This is a genomic window from Amycolatopsis melonis (assembly GCF_040064235.1).
Lineage (GTDB): Bacteria > Actinomycetota > Actinomycetes > Mycobacteriales > Pseudonocardiaceae > Amycolatopsis > Amycolatopsis melonis.
The window spans coordinates 332,995-352,697 of record NZ_JBDZYD010000011.1 but is presented as its reverse complement, the minus strand read 5'-3'; the positions used below and the strand labels follow the sequence as shown (position 1 = coordinate 352,697).

Annotated in this window: 21 protein-coding genes; 13 read left to right on the top strand and 8 right to left on the bottom strand. The window is 72.7% G+C overall.

Annotated elements, in window-relative coordinates:
* The first annotated feature begins 26 nt into the window (after positions 1-26).
* Positions 27-1,076, top strand: coding sequence for an NAD(P)-dependent alcohol dehydrogenase (locus tag ABJI51_RS29510; protein ID WP_348954293.1), 1,050 nt, complete (start codon positions 27-29; stop codon positions 1,074-1,076).
* A 21-nt stretch (positions 1,077-1,097) separates the two neighbouring features.
* On the opposite strand, the gene purU is transcribed toward ABJI51_RS29510, so the two are convergent.
* The 6 genes from purU to ABJI51_RS29480 all read right to left on the bottom strand — a co-directional run bounded on the left by purU (position 1,098) and on the right by ABJI51_RS29480 (position 4,736).
* Positions 1,098-1,973 carry a formyltetrahydrofolate deformylase gene (gene purU / locus ABJI51_RS29505; RefSeq protein WP_348954292.1) on the bottom strand — a complete coding sequence of 292 codons (876 nt, stop codon included), beginning with the start codon at positions 1,971-1,973 and terminating at the stop codon, positions 1,098-1,100.
* Positions 1,974-1,988: 15 nt separating this feature from the next.
* Positions 1,989-2,153, bottom strand: coding sequence for a hypothetical protein (locus ABJI51_RS29500; RefSeq protein ID WP_348954291.1), 165 nt, complete (start codon positions 2,151-2,153; stop codon positions 1,989-1,991).
* A 24-nt stretch (positions 2,154-2,177) separates the two neighbouring features.
* Positions 2,178-2,795 carry a maleylpyruvate isomerase family mycothiol-dependent enzyme gene (locus ABJI51_RS29495; RefSeq protein WP_348954290.1) on the bottom strand — a complete coding sequence of 206 codons (618 nt, stop codon included), beginning with the start codon at positions 2,793-2,795 and terminating at the stop codon, positions 2,178-2,180.
* Positions 2,692-3,393, bottom strand: a complete 702-nt coding sequence (locus ABJI51_RS29490) for a DedA family protein (RefSeq protein ID WP_348954289.1) — start codon at positions 3,391-3,393, stop codon at positions 2,692-2,694. The genes ABJI51_RS29495 and ABJI51_RS29490 overlap by 104 nt, the downstream gene beginning before the upstream one ends.
* Before the next feature lie 63 nt (positions 3,394-3,456).
* Entirely contained in the window at positions 3,457-4,257 is an 801-nt protein-coding gene (locus ABJI51_RS29485) for a class I SAM-dependent methyltransferase (RefSeq protein ID WP_348954288.1), read from the bottom strand.
* Positions 4,236-4,736: a DUF2505 domain-containing protein gene (locus ABJI51_RS29480; protein WP_348954287.1), complete on the bottom strand. Its 501-nt coding sequence runs from the start codon at positions 4,734-4,736 to the stop codon at positions 4,236-4,238. Before ABJI51_RS29480 ends, ABJI51_RS29485 begins: the two co-directional genes overlap by 22 nt.
* Before the next feature lie 24 nt (positions 4,737-4,760).
* On the opposite strand from ABJI51_RS29480, the gene ABJI51_RS29475 reads away from it, so the two are divergent.
* The 7 genes from ABJI51_RS29475 to ABJI51_RS29445 all read left to right on the top strand — a co-directional run bounded on the left by ABJI51_RS29475 (position 4,761) and on the right by ABJI51_RS29445 (position 12,076).
* Positions 4,761-5,816 (top strand): UDP-N-acetylmuramate dehydrogenase, encoded by a 1,056-nt coding sequence (locus ABJI51_RS29475; RefSeq protein ID WP_348954286.1) that lies wholly within the window; start codon positions 4,761-4,763, stop codon positions 5,814-5,816.
* 231 nt (positions 5,817-6,047) lie between these two features.
* Positions 6,048-7,226, top strand: coding sequence for a L,D-transpeptidase (locus ABJI51_RS29470; RefSeq protein WP_348954285.1), 1,179 nt, complete (start codon positions 6,048-6,050; stop codon positions 7,224-7,226).
* Between the two features lie 3 nt (positions 7,227-7,229).
* Positions 7,230-8,045: an alpha/beta fold hydrolase gene (locus tag ABJI51_RS29465; RefSeq protein ID WP_348954284.1), complete on the top strand. Its 816-nt coding sequence runs from the start codon at positions 7,230-7,232 to the stop codon at positions 8,043-8,045.
* 22 nt (positions 8,046-8,067) lie between these two features.
* Positions 8,068-9,372 carry a D-inositol-3-phosphate glycosyltransferase gene (gene mshA / locus ABJI51_RS29460; RefSeq protein WP_348954283.1) on the top strand — a complete coding sequence of 435 codons (1,305 nt, stop codon included), beginning with the start codon at positions 8,068-8,070 and terminating at the stop codon, positions 9,370-9,372.
* Positions 9,369-9,881, top strand: a complete 513-nt coding sequence (locus ABJI51_RS29455; protein WP_348954282.1) for a type III secretion system chaperone family protein — start codon at positions 9,369-9,371, stop codon at positions 9,879-9,881. Before mshA ends, ABJI51_RS29455 begins: the two co-directional genes overlap by 4 nt.
* Positions 9,882-9,950: 69 nt before the next feature.
* Positions 9,951-10,808 (top strand): DUF4349 domain-containing protein, encoded by an 858-nt coding sequence (locus tag ABJI51_RS29450; protein ID WP_348954281.1) that lies wholly within the window; start codon positions 9,951-9,953, stop codon positions 10,806-10,808.
* Between the two features lie 518 nt (positions 10,809-11,326).
* On the top strand, positions 11,327-12,076 hold the full coding sequence (locus tag ABJI51_RS29445; RefSeq protein ID WP_348954280.1) for a phosphoglyceromutase: 750 nt from the start codon (positions 11,327-11,329) through the stop codon (positions 12,074-12,076).
* Positions 12,077-12,178: 102 nt separating this feature from the next.
* On the opposite strand, the gene ABJI51_RS29440 is transcribed toward ABJI51_RS29445, so the two are convergent.
* Together ABJI51_RS29440 and ABJI51_RS29435 are read right to left on the bottom strand one after the other, a co-directional pair.
* Positions 12,179-13,054 carry a hypothetical protein gene (locus ABJI51_RS29440; RefSeq protein WP_348954279.1) on the bottom strand — a complete coding sequence of 292 codons (876 nt, stop codon included), beginning with the start codon at positions 13,052-13,054 and terminating at the stop codon, positions 12,179-12,181.
* A complete protein-coding gene (locus ABJI51_RS29435; protein WP_348954278.1) occupies positions 13,051-13,689 on the bottom strand; it encodes a DNA-binding response regulator in 639 nt (212 codons plus the stop codon). The genes ABJI51_RS29440 and ABJI51_RS29435 overlap by 4 nt, the downstream gene beginning before the upstream one ends.
* A 66-nt stretch (positions 13,690-13,755) precedes the next feature.
* Between ABJI51_RS29435 and ABJI51_RS29430 the strand changes: the two genes are divergently transcribed.
* The 5 genes from ABJI51_RS29430 to ABJI51_RS29410 all read left to right on the top strand — a co-directional run bounded on the left by ABJI51_RS29430 (position 13,756) and on the right by ABJI51_RS29410 (position 19,638).
* Positions 13,756-14,625 carry an oxidoreductase gene (locus ABJI51_RS29430; protein ID WP_348954277.1) on the top strand — a complete coding sequence of 290 codons (870 nt, stop codon included), beginning with the start codon at positions 13,756-13,758 and terminating at the stop codon, positions 14,623-14,625.
* A gap of 145 nt (positions 14,626-14,770) precedes the next feature.
* On the top strand, positions 14,771-16,012 hold the full coding sequence (locus tag ABJI51_RS29425) for a sensor histidine kinase (RefSeq protein WP_348954276.1): 1,242 nt from the start codon (positions 14,771-14,773) through the stop codon (positions 16,010-16,012).
* Entirely contained in the window at positions 16,009-16,698 is a 690-nt protein-coding gene (locus ABJI51_RS29420) for a response regulator (protein ID WP_348954275.1), read from the top strand. Before ABJI51_RS29425 ends, ABJI51_RS29420 begins: the two co-directional genes overlap by 4 nt.
* A gap of 113 nt (positions 16,699-16,811) precedes the next feature.
* On the top strand, positions 16,812-17,795 hold the full coding sequence (locus tag ABJI51_RS29415; RefSeq protein WP_348954274.1) for a Ppx/GppA phosphatase family protein: 984 nt from the start codon (positions 16,812-16,814) through the stop codon (positions 17,793-17,795).
* A gap of 157 nt (positions 17,796-17,952) precedes the next feature.
* Positions 17,953-19,638 (top strand): hypothetical protein, encoded by a 1,686-nt coding sequence (locus ABJI51_RS29410; protein WP_348954273.1) that lies wholly within the window; start codon positions 17,953-17,955, stop codon positions 19,636-19,638.
* Positions 19,639-19,703: the final 65 nt, after the last annotated feature.

Genomic DNA, 19,703 nt, shown 5'->3' with positions numbered 1-19,703 from the left:
GACAGTACCCGTACTTGGAGGGTTTCATGAGCACGACCACGCACGCCATCGCCGCCGCGGCGCCGGGTGCGCCGCTCGCGCCGACCACGATCGAGCGCCGTGACCTGCGGCCCGACGACGTGCTGATCGACATCGCCTACGCCGGCATCTGCCACAGCGACATCCACCAGGTCAAGGAGGACTGGGGCCAGGCGATCTTCCCGATGGTGCCGGGCCACGAGATCGCCGGCGTCGTCGCCGCGGTCGGCTCGGCCGTGACGAAGTACCAGGTCGGCGACCGCGTGGGCGTCGGCTGCATGGTCGACTCCTGCGGCGAGTGCGAGTACTGCCGGGCCGGCACCGAGCAGTTCTGCGTCAAGGGCAGCGTGATGACCTACAACGGCGTCGGCTACGACGGCGAGAACACCTACGGCGGCTACAGCCGCCAGGTCGTCGTGAAGGACGCCTTCGTCTGCCGCATCCCCGAGGGCCTCGGCCTGGACGTCGCCGCGCCGCTGCTGTGCGCGGGCATCACCACCTACTCGCCGCTGCGGCACTGGGGTGCCGGTCCCGGCAAGAAGGTCGCCGTCATCGGCCTCGGCGGGCTCGGGCACCTGGCCGTCAAGTTCGCCGCCGCGATGGGCGCCGAGGTCACCGTGCTGAGCCAGAGCCTCAAGAAGCAGGAGGACGGCCTCAAGCTCGGCGCGACCGGCTACTACGCGACCAGCGACGAGTCGACGTTCGAGGTGCTCAAGGGCACGTTCGACATCATCATCAACACCGTCTCGGCCCAGCTGCCCCTCGACGACTACGCCGGGCTGCTGCGCGTCGGCGGCGCGATGGTCAACGTCGGCGCACCCGGCGAGCCGCTGTCGTACAACGCGTTCTCGCTGCTGCTCGGCAACAAGGTGCTGGCCGGGTCGATGATCGGCGGCATCGCCGAGACGCAGGAGATGCTGGACTTCTGCGCCGAGCACGGCATCGGCGCGGAGATCGAGACGATCTCGGCAGGCCAGGTCAACGAGGCCTACGAGCGTGTCGAGAACTCCGACGTGCGCTACCGGTTCGTCATCGACGCCGCGACCATCGGGGCGTGATCCCGGGGCACGGCAACCGCGTCAGAAGACCACGGTGCGGTTGCCGTGCACCAGTACCCGGTTCTCCAGGTGCCAGCGCAGGCCGCGGGCCAGCGTGACCTTCTCGATGTCACGGCCCTTGCGGACCATGTCCCCGACCGAGTCGCCGTGGTCGACCCGGATGACGTCCTGCTCGATGATCGGGCCCGCGTCGAGGTCGGCGGTCACGTAGTGGCAGGTCGCGCCGACCAGCTTCACGCCGCGCGTGTGCGCCTGGTGGTACGGCTTCGCGCCGATGAACGACGGCAGGAAGCTGTGGTGGATGTTGATCGCCCGGCCTGCCCACTCGCGGCACAGGCCGGCGGGCAGGATCTGCATGAACCGGGCCAGCACCACCGCGTGCGGCTCGTGCTCGCCGACCAGCTTGCGGACCTCCTCGAACGCCGCCGCCTTGTCCCCGGCCGGGAACGGCACGTGGTGGAACGGGATGCCGTGCGCGCGGGTGATGTCGGCGAGGGAGTCGTGGTTGCCGATCACGGCGGCGATGTCGACGTCCAGCTCGCCGGACGCGACGCGGCCGAGCAGGTCGTACAGGCAGTGCCCGGCCTTCGAGACGAGGATCACCACGCGGCGCCGCTCGCCGGTGTCGCTGACCTGCCAGCTGGAGTCGGCCGACAGGTCCGCGGCCACCTCGCCGAAGCGGGCGCGCAGCCCGGCGGCGTCGAACGGCAGCGAGTCGGCCCGGACGACCTGGCGGGTGAAGAACCAGCCCGTGTCCGGGTCGGTGTGGTAGGCCGCCTCGACGATCCAGCCGCCGTGCTCGGCGAGGAACCCGGAGATCCGGGCGATGATGCCGGTGCGGTCGGGGCAGCCGAAGGTGATGACGTAGCGGCGTTCAGGAGCGGTCACGCCTGGCATTGTCCCTGGCGCTGGTCAGGGCGCCGCGAGTGGTGCGAGGTCGCCGGTGGCCGATGCCCGGTGGGGGCGGCCCCACAGTGCCCGGTAGACGTCGTCGGCGGTGCCGTCCAGTTCGGCCGCCGGCTTGCCGAGTGTCCAGGTGCGCTCCGGAGGGGTTCCGGCCGCAGCGGGGCAGGTCACGCCTGGCATTGTCCCTGGCGCTGGTCAGGGTGCCGCGAGTGGTGCGAGGTCGCCGGTGATCGACGCCTGGTGGGGGCGGCCCCACAGTGCCCGGTAGACGTCGTCGGCGGTGCCGTCCAGTTCGGCCTCCGGCTCGCCGAGTGTCCAGGTGCGCTCCGGCGTCGTGACCCGCACGCCGGGGTTCCGGCCGAGGCGGGGCAGGAGGTAGGTCAGGAACTCGTCGATGCCGTCGGCGGCGAACGCGGGCGAAAAGCGGGTCGGCGGGACGTCGGCGAGCGCCGATTCGGCGTCGAGGCGGTGGATCGCCGTCTCGTGGGCCATCCGGCGCGTCCAGTCGCCGACCGTTGCCGTGAAGCCCGGGTACGGCGAGAACGCCGGGGTTTCCGGGGCGCGGCCGAGAGCTTCGCGCAGGGCCAGGCGCTGGCCGTCCCACCAGCCGAGGACGTCGTCCCAGCCCGTCGGCGGTGTCGGCCGCACCGGCCGGTTCGTTGCCAGGCCGACGGCGAAGCCGTGCACGAACGCGATGTGCGTCACCAGGTCATGGACAGTCCACTTCGGACAGTTCGGCACCGGCGCCTGCGGCCCGGCGGCCAGCGCCGCCCGCTTCAGCCCGTCGGCGTGGACGTCGATCGCTTCGAGCATGCGCCGACCGTAGCCGCCGCCCGGCCTCGATGGCGAAGACCAGGCTCAGGCCGAGGCCGAACGACAGCAGCAGGCCCTTGGCCGGTTCGCCGGCGAAGGTGGCGCCGCCGGCGAGACCGATCAGCACGCTGTACACCGCCCAGAGCGTCGCGCCGGCGGCGTCGAGCGGCACGAACCGGCGCAGCGGGTAGCCGAGGCTGCCGGTCGCCAGCGCGCTGGCGACACGCCCGCCCGGCAGGTAGCGCGCGGCGACGATGAGCAGCCCGCCGTGGCGGCGCACCTGGTCACGGGCCCATGCATAGCGGCGCCGCCCGTCCGGCCCGCGCTGCAGCCGCGCGATCGCCCGCGGCCCGGCCGAGCGCCCGACGGCGTACCCGAGGCAGTCGCCCGCCCACGCACCCCCGGCGGCCACCGCGGCGAGGAACGCGAGTGCCGCGGGGTCGGGCCCGAGCAGCACGGCGACGGTGACGACGGTGGTCTCGCTGGGCATGAACGGCAGCAGCGCGTCCAGCCCGGCGACGGCGAAGACGAGCAGCCACAGCCACGGCGAGCCGAGCGCGTCGCGCAGCAGCTCGGTGACCTGCCCCAGGAGTTCCACGGCTCAATGGTGATCACCGCAGGTCACTCCGGGGTGACGCAGCGGGGGTGCCCCGGTGAACGTTCAGGCGGGGGCGACCGCTTCCCAAGGCACGGTCAGCTCGCCCAGCCGGATCCGGGACGGCGGTCCCAGCACCGGCCAGCCCCGGGCGGCCAGCAGCCGGACCGTCTCCAGCCAGCGGAAACGCACGCCGAACGCCTGGTGCGGCGCCGCCGTCGCCCAGCAGGTGTCCAGCGTCGACAGCAGCGTGTGGACCCGCTCGCCGGGGACGTTCCGGTGGATCAGCACCTTCGGCAGCCGCTCGGCCACCGTCGACGGCTTCTCCAGCCCCGCCAGGCGCATCGACAGCGTCAGCGAAACCGGCCCGGAAGCCGACACCAGGACCCACGACGACAGCCGCCCGATCTCGTCGCACGTGCCCTCGACCAGCAGGCCCCCGGCGGGCATCGAGTCCAGCATCAGGCCCCACGCGCCCGGGACCTCGTCCTCCGCGTACTGCCGCAGCACGTTGAACGCCCGGACCAGCACCGGCCGCGTCCCGGCCAGCTCGAACCCGCCCCGGCGGAACTCCAGCAGGGGCGGCGAAGCGGCGGGCTGCGCGAAGGCGACCCGCTCGGGATCCAGCTCCAGGCCCAGCACGCGGACGTCCGGCCGGACGCGGCGCAGCCACCGTGCCAGCTCGACCGTCGTCACCGGGGAAGCGCCGTACCCGAGGTCGACGACCAGGGGATCGGCCGCCGAGCGCAGCAGCCGGGCGGTCGCCGGGGCCGCCGCGATCCACCGGTCGACGCGGCGGAGGCGGTTCGGGTTGGTGGTGCCGCGGGTCGGCGCGCCGACCGGGGTCAGCCTGCTTCGGTGAGCCACTTCGCGGTGAATTCGGCCTCGCGCTCCAGCAGCTTGGTGACCTGCTCGGCGATCACGCTCTCCAGCTTCCCGCCGAACAGCGGGATCCGGACCGTCACCTCGCCGCTCGTGCGCAGGACCGTCTTCTCGCCGTCGGCCAGCAGCGCCGTCCGCGCTTTGATCTCGCCGGGCACGCCGCCGACCTCGACCGACGCCTGGCCCTGGTACTCCGCGCCGGAGGGGCGCCACAGCTGCGTCCGCGTCACCAGCAGGTCACCCTTGTGCAGCGTCCGCACGGCCGACGGCAGCTTGTCCGCACTGATGCCCTGCCGCAGCTGGTAGCGCAGGCCCGCGTCGGACACCTCGTACGACAGCAGCGCCGCGTCGTGGCCGCCGAGCTCCTCCAGGCGCGCCCGCAGCGCGTCCTCGCCCGCGACGGCCGCGTACGTCGACGCGACGTCGGCGGAGAACGCAGCACGGTGCTCGATCCGGGATCCCATGAGCCGGACAGTACCGTCAGACGCGTGAACACCGCCCGAACTCCCGCCCTTCCGAAGCTCGCCGCGTACACCACGCTGCGTCTCGGCGGCCCGGCCCGCCGCTTCGTCAGTGCCGTGACCAGCGCAGACCTGGTCGAAGCCGTCCGCGCGGCGGACGCGGCGGGCGAGCCGGTGCTGCTGCTCGGCGGCGGCTCCAACCTGGTGGTCGGCGACGCGGGGTTCGACGGCACGCTCGTCGAGGTGGCCACCACCGGCTGGCGGCGCGACGGCGACGTCGTCGAGGCGCAGGCCGGCCAGAACTGGGACGCGTTCGTCGCCGCGCTGGTCGAGGCCGGGCTGGGCGGACTCGAATGCCTCTCCGGCATCCCGGGCAGCGTCGGCGCGACGCCGATCCAGAACGTCGGCGCGTACGGCTGCGAAGTCGCGGAGTCGATCGTCTCGCTGGAGCTGTACGACCGCGTGACGCGCGAAGTGCGCGCGCTCAAGGCCGACGACCTCGGCTTCGCCTACCGCACCAGCGTCCTCAAGGGCACCGACACCGGCGTCGTCCTCTCGGTCCGCTTCGCCGTCCGCGAAGACGGCCTCTCCGCGCCCATCCGCTACGCCGAGCTGGCGCGCACGCTCGGCGTCGGGATCGGTGCCCGCGTCCCGGCCGCCGAAGCCCGCGAAGCCGTGCTGAAGCTGCGTCGCGGCAAGGGCATGGTGCTCGACCCGGACGACCACGACACGTGGAGCGCGGGGTCGTTCTTCACCAACCCGATCGTCCCGTCGGCCGAGGCGGAGGCGGTCCTCGCGCGGATCACCGAGGCCGTCGGCGCCGAGGTGCCGCAGTACCCGGCCGACGGCGGCGTCAAGCTGTCCGCGGCCTGGCTGATCGAGCGCGCCGGCTTCGCCAAGGGGTACCCCGGGCCGGGGAACCGCGTCTCGCTGTCGACCAAGCACACGCTCGCGCTGACCAACCGCGGCGACGCGACCACCGACGACCTGCTCGCCCTGGCCCGCGAAGTCCGCGACGGCGTGTACGCGCGCTTCGGCGTCCTGCTGCACCCCGAACCTTTGCTGATCAACTGCGTGATCTGAGCCGGATCGGGCAACCCGTCCGTGTCTGGGACGTCTTGTCGACAAAGGCGATGCCCACCTGATCGGTTGGTCTTTTCCTTTCGGCAGGTAACGTCGAACGGGTCACCAGCGCTATGGGCTTGTGCCCTGCTGGTCAGTGGGGGTTTCCCGGCTTCGGGGGGTCCGGGGGGCGGAGCCCCCACGGCGGGGGTGCGGGGGCCCGGCCCCCGCAGTTACACAGGAGGTTTTTCGGTGATCGAACGGCGTACGGTCTTCAAGGCCGCTCTCGCGGCGGGGGCCGCACTGGTCGCCGCGGCGTGTTCCAGCGAGAACAGCGGTACCGCGCTGCCCACGGGTGCCGCGGGTGCCGACGGGCAGGGCGGCGCGCAGCCCGTGGCGAAAATCACGGCCGAGCCCGCGGTCAACGCCAAGGACGCGCCGGTCCTCAAGCCGGTCGTGATCAAGGTGACCGACGGCAAGCTGACCGAGTGCAAGGTCACCGCCGAGGGCGGCAAGGCCGTCAAGGGCGACACCGCGCCCGACGGCCTCACCTGGACCAGCTCCGAGCCGCTCGGCTACGGCAAGACCTACACCTACGCGGCGAAGGCGACCGGCAGCGACGGCAAGCCCGTCGAGCTGACCGGCAGCTTCAGCACGCTCAACCCGGCCAAGCAGGTCCGCGCCACGCTCAACCCGGCCGACAACCAGACCGTCGGCGTGGCCATGCCGATCAGCGTGAAGTTCGCTTCGCCGGTGAAGAACCGCAAGGCGGTCGAGCAGGCGCTGTCGGTGAAGACGGACAAGGACGTCGAAGGTGCCTGGGGCTGGCTGTCCGACAGCCAGGTCGACTACCGGCCGAAGGAGTACTGGCCGGAGAACATCACCGTGCACGTCGAGGCGAAGCTCTACGGCGTCGAGCTGGGCGGCGGCGCGTACGGCAAGGCCGACGTCACCACGAAGTTCAAGATCGGCCGCAACCAGGTGGTCAAGGTCAACACCCCGGACCACCAGATGCGCGTCTACCGCAACGGCGCCCAGGTCAAGAGCTACCCGTGCGCGAACGGGCTGGACGCCGAGGTCGACCGCAACACCCCGAACGGCACCTACATCATCATGAGCAAGGAGCCGTCGGCGATCTTCGACAACGCCCGCTACGGCTACACGAACGTCAACAAGAAGTGGGCCTGCCGGTTCTCCAACCACGGCGAGTTCATCCACGAGAACCAGGACAACGCGGCCAACATCGGGAAGAACAACAACTCCCACGGCTGCGTGAACCTGCTGGAGGCCGACGCCAAGGACTACTTCGACTCCGCGCTGATCGGCGACCCGGTCGAGATCACCGGCTCGAAGCTCGGCCCGCCGATGGCCTCGGACGTCAAGGACTGGAACTACAGCTGGGCGGCCTGGCAAGGGCTGGGTGCGAAGTAAGCGGTGCGCACCGAAGTCGTCGGCCACGGCGGGGTCCGGCTCGGCCTCCGGGTCGAAGGCGCCGGGAACAGCACGCCGATCGTGTTCGTGCACGGCTGGGCGCAGTCGGGCGGGTGCTGGGCGGCGCAGCTGGCCGACCCGGCACTGACCGGGCGGTTCCGGCTGGTCGCGATGGACCTGCGCGGCCACGGCGCCTCCGACGTCCCGGCGTCGGGGTACGACGACCCCCGCGTCTGGGCCGACGACCTCGCCGCGGTCCTCGACTTCGCGGGTCCCGACGCGATCGTCGTCGCCTGGTCGTACGGCGGTCTCGTGCTCACCGACCACATCCGCGTGCACGGCACCGCACGGCTGCGCGGCATCGTGCTCGTCGGCGCGATCACCGAGATCGGCCGGGACCGGCCGGGCGGCCGCGTCGGCCCGCTGATGCGGCAGCACATGCGGGCGATGCTGGCGGACGATCCGGACATCGCGGTCCCCGCGCTGACCGCGTTCAGCCGCGAGATGGTCGCCACGCCGGTTCCCGGCACGCAGGCCCAGGCGCTGCTCGGCGCGTCGCTGAGCGTGCCGCCCGCCGTCCGCTCGGCGCTGTTCCGCCGGGATATCGGCAGCGAAGACGTGCTGACCGGCCTCGACAAGCCGGTCCTGGTCGTGCACGGCACGGCCGACCGCGTGATCGAGCCCTCGGCGGCCGAGCACGCTCTCGGGAAGATTCCGGGTGCCACCGCGCGTTGGTTCGTTGACGGGGGGCACGCGCCCTTCGCCGAGTCCGCGGCCGACTTCGACGCGGTACTGCGGCAGTTCGCCGAGGAATGCTGACGTACGCAGGAGACGTGACCAGGTGACCAGCAACATCCGGAGGTTCCGCGCTGTCCCGCGCCGGATCGCGGTGCTGTCCGTGCACACTTCGCCGCTCGAGCAGCCCGGGACCGGCGACGCCGGCGGGCTGAACGTCTACGTCAGCCAGACCGCGACCGAGATGGCCCGCCGCGGCGTCGAGGTCGAGGTCTTCACCCGCGCGACCGCGTCCGACCAGCCGCCGGTGGCCGAGCTGGCCCCCGGCGTCACGGTGCGGCACGTCCAGGCCGGGCCGTTCGAACCGCTGGGCCGCGACGAGCTGCCCGCCCAGCTGTGTGCGTTCACCTCCGGCGTGCTGCGGACCGAGGCCTTCCACGAGCCCGGCCACTACGACCTCATCCACTCCCACTACTGGCTGTCGGGCCAGGTCGGCTGGCTCGCGCGCGACCGGTGGTCGGTGCCGCTGGTGCACACCGCGCACACGCTGGCGAAGGTGAAGAACGCCGCGCTCGCCGACGGCGACAAGCCCGAGCCGCGCACCCGCGTGATCGGCGAGGAGCAGGTCGTCGCCGAGGCGGACAAGCTGGTCGCCAACACCGCGGTCGAGGCACGCCAGCTCATCGAGCTGTACGGCGCCGAGCCGCACGCCGTGCACGCCGTGCCGCCGGGCGTCGACCTCGAACGGTTCACGCCGGGTTCCCAGGCCGCCGCCCGCGCTTCCCTCGGCCTGGCCGGCGACGACGTCGTGCTGGCCTTCGCCGGGCGCATCCAGCCGCTCAAGGCGCCGGACGTGCTGCTGCACGCCGCCGCGGCCCTGCTGCGCCGCCGTCCCGAACTGGCTTCGCGCCTGGTCGTGCTGATCGTCGGCGGCCCGTCCGGCACCGGACTGGAGCAGCCGCAGGCGCTGCGCGAGCTGGCGGTTTCGCTGGGCATCGAGCCGCAGGTGCGGTTCCTGCCGCCGCAGCCGGGCGAGGCGCTCGCCCGCGTCTTCCGCGCCGCCGACGTCGTCGCGGTGCCCAGTTACAACGAGTCGTTCGGCCTGGTCGCGCTGGAGGCACAGGCCTGCGGGACTCCGGTGGTCGCCGCCGAGGTCGGCGGGCTGCCGGTGGCGGTGCCGCACGGCGTCTCCGGGCTGCTGGTGCCCGGCCACGGCGCCGAGGAGTGGGCGGACGCGCTGGCCGCGGTCGCGCTGCGCCCGGACCGCCGCGCCGAGCTGGCCGCCAACGCCGTCGTCCACGCGCGGCGGTTCTCCTGGCGCCGCACGACCGACGCGCTGCTCGACATCTATGCTCAGGCCACGAGCGCGTTTTCCCGCGCGCTGGACCTGCGCGCGGAGGTGGCGGTGTGAGCCTGGACCAGCTGATCCAGTCCACTTTGGACGCAGCCGGGCTGAAGTACGACAAACGCGGTCCCGGCAAGTACTTCGTCACGCTGCCGGGGACGAAGAAGCTGCAGACGAACGTGTGGCTCGTCGACGGCGACCACGCGTTTTCGGTGGAGGCCTTCGTCTGCCGCCGTCCCGACGAGTCCCATGAGGACGTTTACCGGTTCCTGTTGCAGCGCAACGCGAAACTGTACGGCGTTCACTACACAGTGGACAGTCTCGGCGACATCTACCTGGTCGGCCGGTTCGGCAGGGACACGATGACCGCCGACGAGCTGGACAAGGTGCTCGGCCAGGTCGTCGAAGCCGCCGACGGCGACTTCAACCCGCTGCTGGAACTGGGCTTCGCGACGTCCATCAAGCGCGAGTGGGACTGGCGGGTCTCCCGCGGCGAGTCGCTGGCCAACCTCCAGGCGTTCAAGCACCTGGTGACGCCGGAGAAGCCGCACGAACCGGGCTTGACCGAGTCGTGACCGGACCCGTGCAACGGGGCTGAACCGGATGTCCGTCTCACCGCCAGTCGATCTGGAGGGAGACGCAGGATGCGGACTCGAGGGAGAGCGGCGCTCGCGCTGGCGGGGGTGGCGTTCGTGCTGGCCGGCTGCACGTCGGCGGGGCAGGGAGCGTCCACGGCGGACAACGCGGTCGTCGCGCCGGCGGCGCCGCAGCAGGGCGCGGGCAAGACCGAGAAGGGCGGCTCGGTGACACCGCCCCAGCCGGGCGCGACCGAACGCAAGCTGGCCCGCAGCGCCCGGCTCGAACTGACCGCCACCAAGGTGACCGACGTCGTCGCGCAGGCCCGCGGCATCGCACAGGGCGCGGGCGGCTACACGGGCCAGGAGAGCACCGGCGACGAGCTGGCGACGCTCAGCCTCGCGGTGCCGGCCGACAAGCTCGACGGCGTGCTCGACCAGCTGTCGCACCTGGGCAGCAGCCTGGTGAAGCGCGAGCTGTCCACCCAGGACGTGACCGAGCAGGTGGTCGACGTCGAATCCCGGCTGGCCACGCAGCGGGCGTCGGTGGAGCGCATCCGCGCACTGCTCGCGCGGGCGACGTCGGTGTCGGAGATCGCGTCGGTGGAAAGCGAGCTGACCAGCCGCGAGTCGACGCTGGAGTCGCTCGAACAGCAGCGGAACTCGCTGGCGGGCAGCGTCGCGATGGCGACGGTGGCGATGACGGTCCGCGGCGTGGCCGCGCCCCCGCCGGCGGCCGAGGACCACAGTGGATTCCTCGGCGGGCTCGCTGCGGGATGGGACGCGTTCCTGGCCTTCGGGGGCGGCCTGCTGACCGTGCTGGGAGCGCTGGCGCCGTTCCTGCTGATCCTGGGACCGCTGGGCTGGCTCGGCTGGTGGGCGTACCGGCGGCGGCGGGCGGCGAAGCCGGTGCCGACCGAGAGCTGAGGCGGCCCGGGTGCCGTGAAAGCCTCCGGCCCCACGACATGAACGACTCTTTCCTGTCGCCGGACGAGGTGAACGACTCGTTCATGACGTCCGGTGTGAGCGGGAACAGGCGGGACGGCTCGAGGGAGGGGGAGTCGCGATCTCGAGCCGCCCCGCTGAAGTTCCCGCCGATCAGGACCCGGTGACGAGGGGGATGCCAACGGGGCCGGCGGGCCGCGGCTCGGCAGGGGGGAGACGAGCCGCGGTCGAAGCCCGAATCCGGCCGGGGAGTGCGTGGAATCCGGCCGCTCGGGACCTAGCCAACCTGTCAGATCTCGACGGGTAATCACAAGACTACTGACTACGCCGTTCGGGTGAACTTTCGAAAGATCGATAACGGTCCGCAGTCCGTTGCGGGGATTTTGCGCGTTGTTGGCCGTTGGACTTGTCGAAGAGTGAGGTGTTACTGATCGGTAACGCACTCTGGGTAGGTCGAGGTCAGCGACGGGCCGGGTGGCCCGTTCTGGCAGGCTGGGCACATGGCTGAACTCGGGACGTTGGTGCTGCTGCGGCACGGGCAGAGCACGTGGAACGCGGAAAACCTGTTCACCGGCTGGGTGGACGTGCCGCTGTCGGAACTGGGCGAGGGCGAAGCCCGCCAGGGCGGCAGGCTGCTCGCCGACGCCGGGCTGCTGCCGGACGTCGTGCACACCTCGCTGCTGCGGCGGGCCATCTCCACCGCGAACATCGCGCTGGACGCGGCCGACCGGCACTGGATCCCGGTGAAGCGCGACTGGCGCCTCAACGAGCGCCACTACGGCGCGCTCCAGGGCAAGAACAAGAAGCAGACCCTCGACGAGTTCGGCGAGGAGCAGTTCATGCTCTGGCGCCGCTCGTACGACACCCCGCCGCCGGCGATCGACCCGAAGGACGAGTGGAGCCAGGCCGGCGACGCCCGGTACGCGAACCTCGGCGACGACGCGCCGCTGACCGAGTGCCTCAAGGACGTCGTCGAGCGGCTGCTGCCGTACTGGGAGTCCGCGATCGTGCCGGACCTGCGTGCGGGCAAGACCGTGCTGATCGCCGCGCACGGCAACTCGCTGCGCGCGCTCGTCAAGCACCTCGACGGGATCTCCGACGCCGACATCGCCGGCCTCAACATCCCGACCGGCATCCCGCTGCGCTACGACCTCACCGACGACCTCAAGCCGGTGAAGCCGGGCGGCGAGTACCTCGACCCCGAAGCCGCCAAGGAAGCGGCCGCCGCGGTCGCCAACCAGGGCCGCTGACGCCCGTTCCGCAAGCCTCTGAAGGCCACCATCACAGCACTGGATGCCGTGATGGTGGCCTTCACCGCGTCCAGTGCCCTGATGGTGGCCTTCGGAGGAAGTTCAGGAGGCGGTGACCGGCCGGACCGCGGTCGCCTTCCAGGTGGTGCCCTGGCGGACGAGGACCAGCTCGACCGTGAAGGGGCGGTTCGAAGTGCCGGTGGGGCCGGTGACCTGCAGGGACGTGAAGAACAGCACGGTCGCCTCACCGCCCAGCAGGACGGTCACCCCGGCCAGCGGGTCCGGGCCGAGGGCGACCTTCGTGCCGCTCTTGCGGATCGCGTCGAGGTAGCCGGCCTTCTTGGCGTGGTAGTCGTCCAGCAGCGGCCCGGCGACGACCGCTTCGGCCCGCGCGTACGAGCCTTCGGGGTCGGTGCTGTCGGTCGTGAACAGGCCGCCGGCGACGGCGCGGGCTCCGGCGAGCGCCGAGTCGCGCAGGCCGGCGAGGCTGCCGTCGTCCGGGTGCGGGGCCGGTGCCGGCTGGGCCGGGTTCACCGCGACGTCCGAGATCCGCCACCGCCCGCCCTCTTCGAGCGCCGTGAACGCGGCCGTCGCCAGCCCCGTGCTGGTGCCGTTGACCTGCTGGAGCACGGCCAGCTCGCGCAGCCGGTTCCCGGTCAGCTCCACCGCGGCCGCCTGCCGCACCTGCGTGGTCAGGTGCACCGGCTGCGCGTTCTTCCTTATCGCCTCGAACAACGTCGCGAGCTGGGTCTTCGCCGCCCCGGTGACGTGCGTGGCGACGGCCTGGTCGAACGCCGCCGGGTTCGCCGAGTCGTAGCTGAACACGGCCTCGGCCGCCGTCTTCACGCCCGCGAGCGCGGCGGCCGTCCCGGGCCCGTTGACCACCGCGAGGTTGCCGGTCAGCGGGGTCGCCGTCCCGGACACCGCCGAGGTACACGCCGACGTCGCGAGGACCAGCGCCAGCAGCGCGCGCTTCACAGCAGCCCGGCTTCGCGGGCCCGGGCCCCGGCCTGGAACCGCGAGGTCGCGCCGAGCAGCTCCATCAGTTCCGCCACCCGCCGCCGGTAGGTCCGCAGGCCGACGCCCAGCGCGCGGGCCGCCGTCTCGTCCTTGCAGCCCGAAGCCAGCTGCTCCAGGATCTCCCGCGCGCCCAGCTCGGTGAACCGGGCCTGGTAGGCGGCCAGGTCGGTGGCCGCGTGCCAGGCGGCCTCGAACAGCGACTGGATGCCGTGCACCAGGTCCGGACTGCTGATCACGGTGTAGCCGCGGACGCCGCCGACGCGGTCGCCCGCCACGATCGCGAGCCGCCGGTCGAGCAGGATCGTCTCGTTGATCTCGCGCTCGGTGATCCGGATGCCCGCGCCGCTGCCCGCCAGCCGCCGCAGGTGCCCGGCCAGCGCCGGGTCGAACAGCACGCCAGGCTGGTACACCTTGCGGATCGTCATGCCGCGCACCGACTGCTCCCGGTCGGGCGCCGCGGGGTGCGCGACCGACCACGTGTGCAGGTCGCGGGCCGCGCACGAGATCTCCGTGGCCGCGGCGAACAGGTGCGCCGTCCGCTCGAACAGCTCGGCCTCGCCGCGCACCATGACGACGTCGGTCACCTTCTCCACGTGGTCCAGTGTGGCAGCAAGGTGCCATTTCCGGCGGCGGAACGGCCGCGCCGGAAGGCTGGCGGCATGACCACGAACACCCTTCCCGCCGCGGCGGCGGGCACCTGGCAGCTCGGCTCCCTGACCGTGAACCGGCTCGGCTTCGGCGCGATGCGCCTGACGACCACGCCGGACTGGCAGGTCCGCGACCGCGAGCCGGCGCTGGCGGTGCTCCGCCGCGCCGTCGAACTCGGCGTGAACCACATCGACACCGCCGCGTTCTACTTCCAGGGCCCGCGCTCGGCGAACGAGCTGATCAACCGGGCCCTCGCGCCGTACGACGGCCTCGTGCTCACCACCAAGGTCGGTCCCGGCCGCGACTTCGAGGGCACCTTCCACACCGCACGCCCCGACCAGCTGCGTGCCCAGGTCGAGGAGAACCTGCGCCAGCTGGGCCTCGACCACCTCGACGTCGTCAACTACCGGATCGGGCAGAGCCTCGACCGCGGCACCGGCTCGCTCGCCGAGGGCTTCGGCGTGCTCGCCGGGCTGCGCGAGGCCGGGATGATCCGCGAGCTGGGCATCTCCAACGTCGGCCCGGAGCACCTCACCGAGGCCCTCGCCATCGCGCCGGTCGTCTGCGTGCAGAACCAGTACGGCCTGACCACGCGCCGCGAGGACGACGAACTGGTCCGGATGTGCGCCGAGCGGGGCATCGCCTTCGTGCCGTTCTTCGCCGTCACCAGTGGCCCGGCCGAGGACACGCGGGTGGCCGAGGTCGCCCGCCGTCACGACGTCACCCCGGCCCAGGTGCGGCTCGCGTGGACGTTGCACCAGGGCCCGCACGTCCTCGCCATCCCCGGCACGGGCGATCTCGCGCACCTCGAGCAGAACGTCGCCGCGGCGGCGCTGAAGCTCACCGACGATGATCTGAAAACCCTCGACGGGGAAGGGTGATTCACCCGGAAGGTCTCGGTCGGGAATCGACCGGGTGAACGCGGGCTGACACCCCGGCGAACATGTCCTCCGCAGGTGTCGCGGTGCTCACGACAAGGCGGACAACGCTAGGCCGGAAGCCCACTTCTCAGCTTACGATCGGCCCGTGACCACGCCTGTTTCACTCGCACTGGCCATCGGCGCACTGGTGGCCGGTGCGGTGGCCGGCTTCCTCTTCGCGCGGGCCCGGACCCGCCGGGTGGTGGCCCGGCCGCCGGGCCCGACCGTCGCGGAGCTCCTCGAACGGCTGGTCCGCTCCTCGAACAACGGCATCGTCGTCCTCAACCGCTTCGGCGACATGGTGCTGCACAACCCGCGCGCGTACGAGCTGGGGCTGGTCAAGGTCAACCAGGCCGACGCGCGGGCCCGCAAGGCGGCCGAGCAGGTCGTCGAAACCGACGAACCCGCGGAGATCGACCTCTCGCCGCTCGAAGCACGCGGCCGCCAGCCGGAGGCCGTGCTCGGCCAGGTCCGGCCGCTCGGCGACGGCTTCACCGTCGTGGAGGCCGTCGACCACTCCGAGGCCATCCGGCTGGAGGCCGTGCGCCGCGACTTCGTCGCCAACGTCAGCCACGAGCTCAAGACGCCGGTCGGCGCGATCGCGCTGCTCACCGAGGCCGTGCTCGACGCGGCCGAGGACGTCGACGAGGTCCGCCGCTTCGGCGGCAAGATCCTGCGCGAGTCCACGCGCCTCGGCCAGCTCGTCACCGAGCTGATCGCGCTCTCCCGGCTGCAGGGCGCCGAGCGGCTGCCCGACCTCAACGTCGTCGAGGTCGACGCGGTCGTGCGCGAGGCACTCGGCCGCACCACGCTGTCGGCCGAGTCCGCCGACATCAGCATCACCACCGACGCGCCCAGCGGCCTGCTCGTCGAGGGCGACCGGACGCTGCTGGTCACCGCGCTGTCGAACCTGCTGGAGAACGCGGTCAACTACTCGCCGGCGGGCAGCCCGGTGTCGATCTCGCGACGGCTCGCCGACGGGATGGTCGAAATCGCCGTCACCGACCGCGGCATCGGGATCGCCGAAGACGAGCAGCAGCGCGTGTTCGAGCGCTTCTACCGCGCCGACAAGGCCCGCTCGCGCGCGACCGGCGGCACCGGGCTCGGCCTGGCCATCGTCAAGCACGTCGCGGCCAACCACGGCGGCTCGGTCGGGCTGTGGAGCCGTCCCGGCACCGGCTCGACGTTCACCCTGCGCATCCCCGCGCACGTCCGTCCCGACCCGGCCACGGAGCCGGCGCGGACGGCAAGGACCTCGCCGGCACCGCGGCAGGAGAAGACCCCCGAGCGCACCCCGAGGCTCGTGGTTACCGGGCAGGACAGCCCAGATCATGGAGGAAACCTGTGACCAGGGTTCTCATCGTCGAGGACGAGGAGTCGTTCGCCGACCCCCTCGCCTTCCTGCTGCGCAAGGAAGGGTTCACCGCAGCCGTGGCCGGCACCGGCCAGGCGGCGCTGGAGGAGTTCGACCGCAACGGCGCCGACATCGTGCTGCTCGACCTCATGCTGCCCGGGATGAGCGGCACCGACGTCTGCAAGCAGCTGCGCCAGCGCTCGGCCGTGCCGGTGATCATGGTGACCGCGCGCGACAGCGAGATCGACAAGGTCGTCGGCCTGGAACTGGGCGCCGACGACTACGTGACCAAGCCGTACTCGGCGCGGGAGCTGATCGCGCGGGTGCGCGCGGTGCTGCGCCGCGGCGGCGAGCCGGGCTCGGACGGCGAACTGGCGCCGCTGGTGCTCTCGGCGGGCCCGGTGCGGATGGACGTCGAGCGGCACGTGGTGACCGTCGACGGCACCGAGGTCTCGCTGCCGCTCAAGGAGTTCGACCTGCTGGAGTACCTGCTGCGCAACGTCGGCCGGGTGCTCACCCGCGGCCAGCTCATCGACCGGGTGTGGGGCGCGGACTACGTCGGCGACACGAAGACGCTCGACGTCCACGTGAAGCGGCTGCGGTCGAAGATCGAACCGGACCCCGGCTCGCCGCGGCACCTCGTCACGGTCCGCGGCCTGGGCTACAAGTTCGAGTCGTAAGTCCGTTTCGGGCGGTACCGCCCCGGCGTGGAGGCGCGCCGGAGCGGTACCGCACCGAGTGTTGTTGGTTACAGGTTCGAGACCTGGCGCTCGGGCCGGTACCCTGGACCCCCGTGCGCCTAGGGGTACTCGACGTCGGTTCCAACACCGTCCACCTGCTCGTGGTCGACGCCCACCGGGGCGCCCACCCGACGCCGATGCATTCGGAAAAGTCCGTGCTGCGCCTGGCCGAGCAGATCACCCCCGGTGGCGAGCTGTCCAAGGCCGGGGCCGACGACCTGGTGACCGCCGTCGAATCCGCGAAGGAAGCCGCCGCGCGGCTCGGCTGCGAAGAGGTCATGGCCTTCGCCACCTCCGCCGTCCGCGAAGCGAAGAACTCCGCGAAGGTGCTGGCCCGCGTCGCCGACCGGACCGGCGTCGAACTCCAGGTCCTTTCGGGCACCGACGAAGCGAGGCTCACGTTCCTCGCCGTTCGCCGGTGGTACGGCTGGTCGGCCGGCCAGCTGCTCGTCCTGGACATCGGCGGCGGCTCCCTCGAGGTCGCGATGGGCCGCGACGAGGAGCCCGTGCTGGCCGAATCCCTGCCACTGGGCGCGGGCCGCACGACGCGCACCCGCTTCAAGCACGACCCGCCGACGCGCTCGGAGCTCGTCGCGACCTCGGCGTGGCTGGACGACCAGCTCACCGACCTCGCGCGGAAGGTCACCAAATGGGGTGAACCTGATCGTGTCGTCGCGACGTCGAAGACGTTCCGCTCGCTCGCGCGGCTGACCGGCGCCGCCCCCTCGGCGGCGGGCCCGCGCGTGCGACGTACCCTCACGGACACCGCATTGCGCCAGCTCCTGGCCTTCATCTCGCGGATGCCGTCGGCCGATCTGGCGCAGCTGGAGGGCGTCAGCGCGAGCCGGTCGCACCAGCTGGTGGCGGGCGCGCTCGTCGCGCAGGCCGCGATGCGGGCGCTCGGATTGCCCGAACTCGAGATCTGCCCCTGGGCTCTGCGAGAGGGTGTGATCCTGCGGCGGCTGGACCATTCCAACGGCGCGGATGAGACTGGAGCCGCCCTGCTGGGGCGCTTCGGCGCACAGGAGGACCGGTGAAAGCACGCGGCTGGACTTCGCCCGGTGAACACGGGCACGGTGGAGAGGTGACGGACATGCAGAGGTCGGCGTACAGCGCGCGCGGCGCCGCCGGTGTGCCGTCGGGTACCGCTTCGCCCGGTGCCGACGATTCGGTGCGCGCAGGGGACTACCAGGCATGACGGACCAGACCGGAGGCGACCAGCCGCAGAAGACCGTGGCTGAGCTGCTCGCCCAGCACGGTGCCCAGGTCGACGGCGGACGCCGTCGCCGACGGCGCGCGGCCGAGGACGACGACGAACCCGGCACTCCCGAAGCCACCGGCACGACCGGGACCCACCGGCGGCCGGGTGTGAGCGACACCGGCCCGCAGGCGATCATCGACCGGGTGGCCGCCGAGGGCACCCCGCCCCCGCCGTCCCCGCCCGGCCGTCCCGCCGGGCGCCGCCGCGCCGAGCCGCCGTCCGCGCCCCGGGCCGTCCCGCAGGACTCCCAGCCGCTGCCGCGGCCGGTGCCGCCGCCCCCGGCGCGGCCCGCCCCCGGCGCGGCGCGCCCGGCGCCGCCGGACTCGGGCCAGTTCACCCGGCCCGCCCCGCAGGAGTCCGGGCAGTTCGCGCGCCCGCAGGAGTCGGCGCAGCTGCCCGTGCCGCCGCGGGCCGCCCCGCGCCGCCAGCCGCCACCGCCCCAGCCGTCCCAGCAGTTGCCGGTGCCGCCGCCCCAGCCGTCGCAGCAGCTGCCGGTGCCGCCACCCCAGCCGTCGCAGCAGCTGCCGACCCCGCCGCCGTCCCCGGCGGCCGAGGAGACGCGCGCCGCGGTGCCGCCGGTCCGGCGTCGTCCGGCCCCGCCGCAGCCTTCGCAGCAGTTGCCGGTGCCGCCGCCGCAGCCGTCCCAGCAGCTGCCGGTGCCCCCGCCCCAGCCGTCGCAGCAGCTGCCCACGCCACCGCCGTCCGGCGGGCCGCTGTCGGCCCGGCTCGACGGCCTCAACGGCACCCCGGACGCCGACATCGACGTGCCGCCGCCCCCGATGGCCAGCGGCTCGTTCGCGACGCCGCCCGCCGCGCCGGGCCGCCCGCGCCGCGCCCCGGCGCGCCGCCCGGAGCCGAAGCAGGAGGACCACACCGAGCAGTTCTCGGCCGTCGCCGACGACGAGCCGCCGGTGCCGCCGAAGAAGCCGGAGCCGTCCTCGCCCGCGGGCCTGGCGAACTGGCGCAAGCGGCGGCAGAAGGAGCAGATGGAGGACACCGAGATCGGCGTGATGCCGGCGGTGCCTGCCGACGCTCCGGACGACGGCTACCCCGAGGACGACTTCGAGCCCGACGGCTTCGCCCCGGAAAGCAGCGGCTACCAGGACGCCTACGACGACGGCGGCCCGCCGACCGGCGCGTACCCGCCGCCGATGCCGTTCGCGCCCGGCGAGCGGGCGTCACGGGCCCCGATCCCGGACGACCTCGAGCCGTACGAGCGCGAGTTCACCGACGGCTACCCGCCGGACGGCCCGGACTTCGAGCACGACGAATACGCCTACGAGCAGGGCGAAGCCTACGAAGACGACGAGTACGACGATGTGCCCGAGCCTGCCGCCGAGCCGGCGCCCGCGGCCTCGCCCGGCAAGGCGTGGCTGGCACTGGCGGCCCAGCTGGCCCTGGGTGTCGTCGGCGGCGCGGCCGTGTGGCTGGGCTTCAACTGGCTGTGGGTGAACATCCCGGCCGCCGCGCTGGTCGCGGCACTGCTGGTGGTCGTCGCGCTGGTCTGGATCGTGCGGAAGATCCGGCGTGCCGAGGACCTGCAGACCACTGTGCTGGCGGTGCTCGTCGGCCTGGTGGTGACGGTGTCCCCGGCCGCGTTGCTGCTCGTCGGCCGCTAGGCGCGGTGGGGACGCGGTGATCCGCGTCCCCTTACCGGCCCGCCGCCGCCGGGCACCCGCGGTGA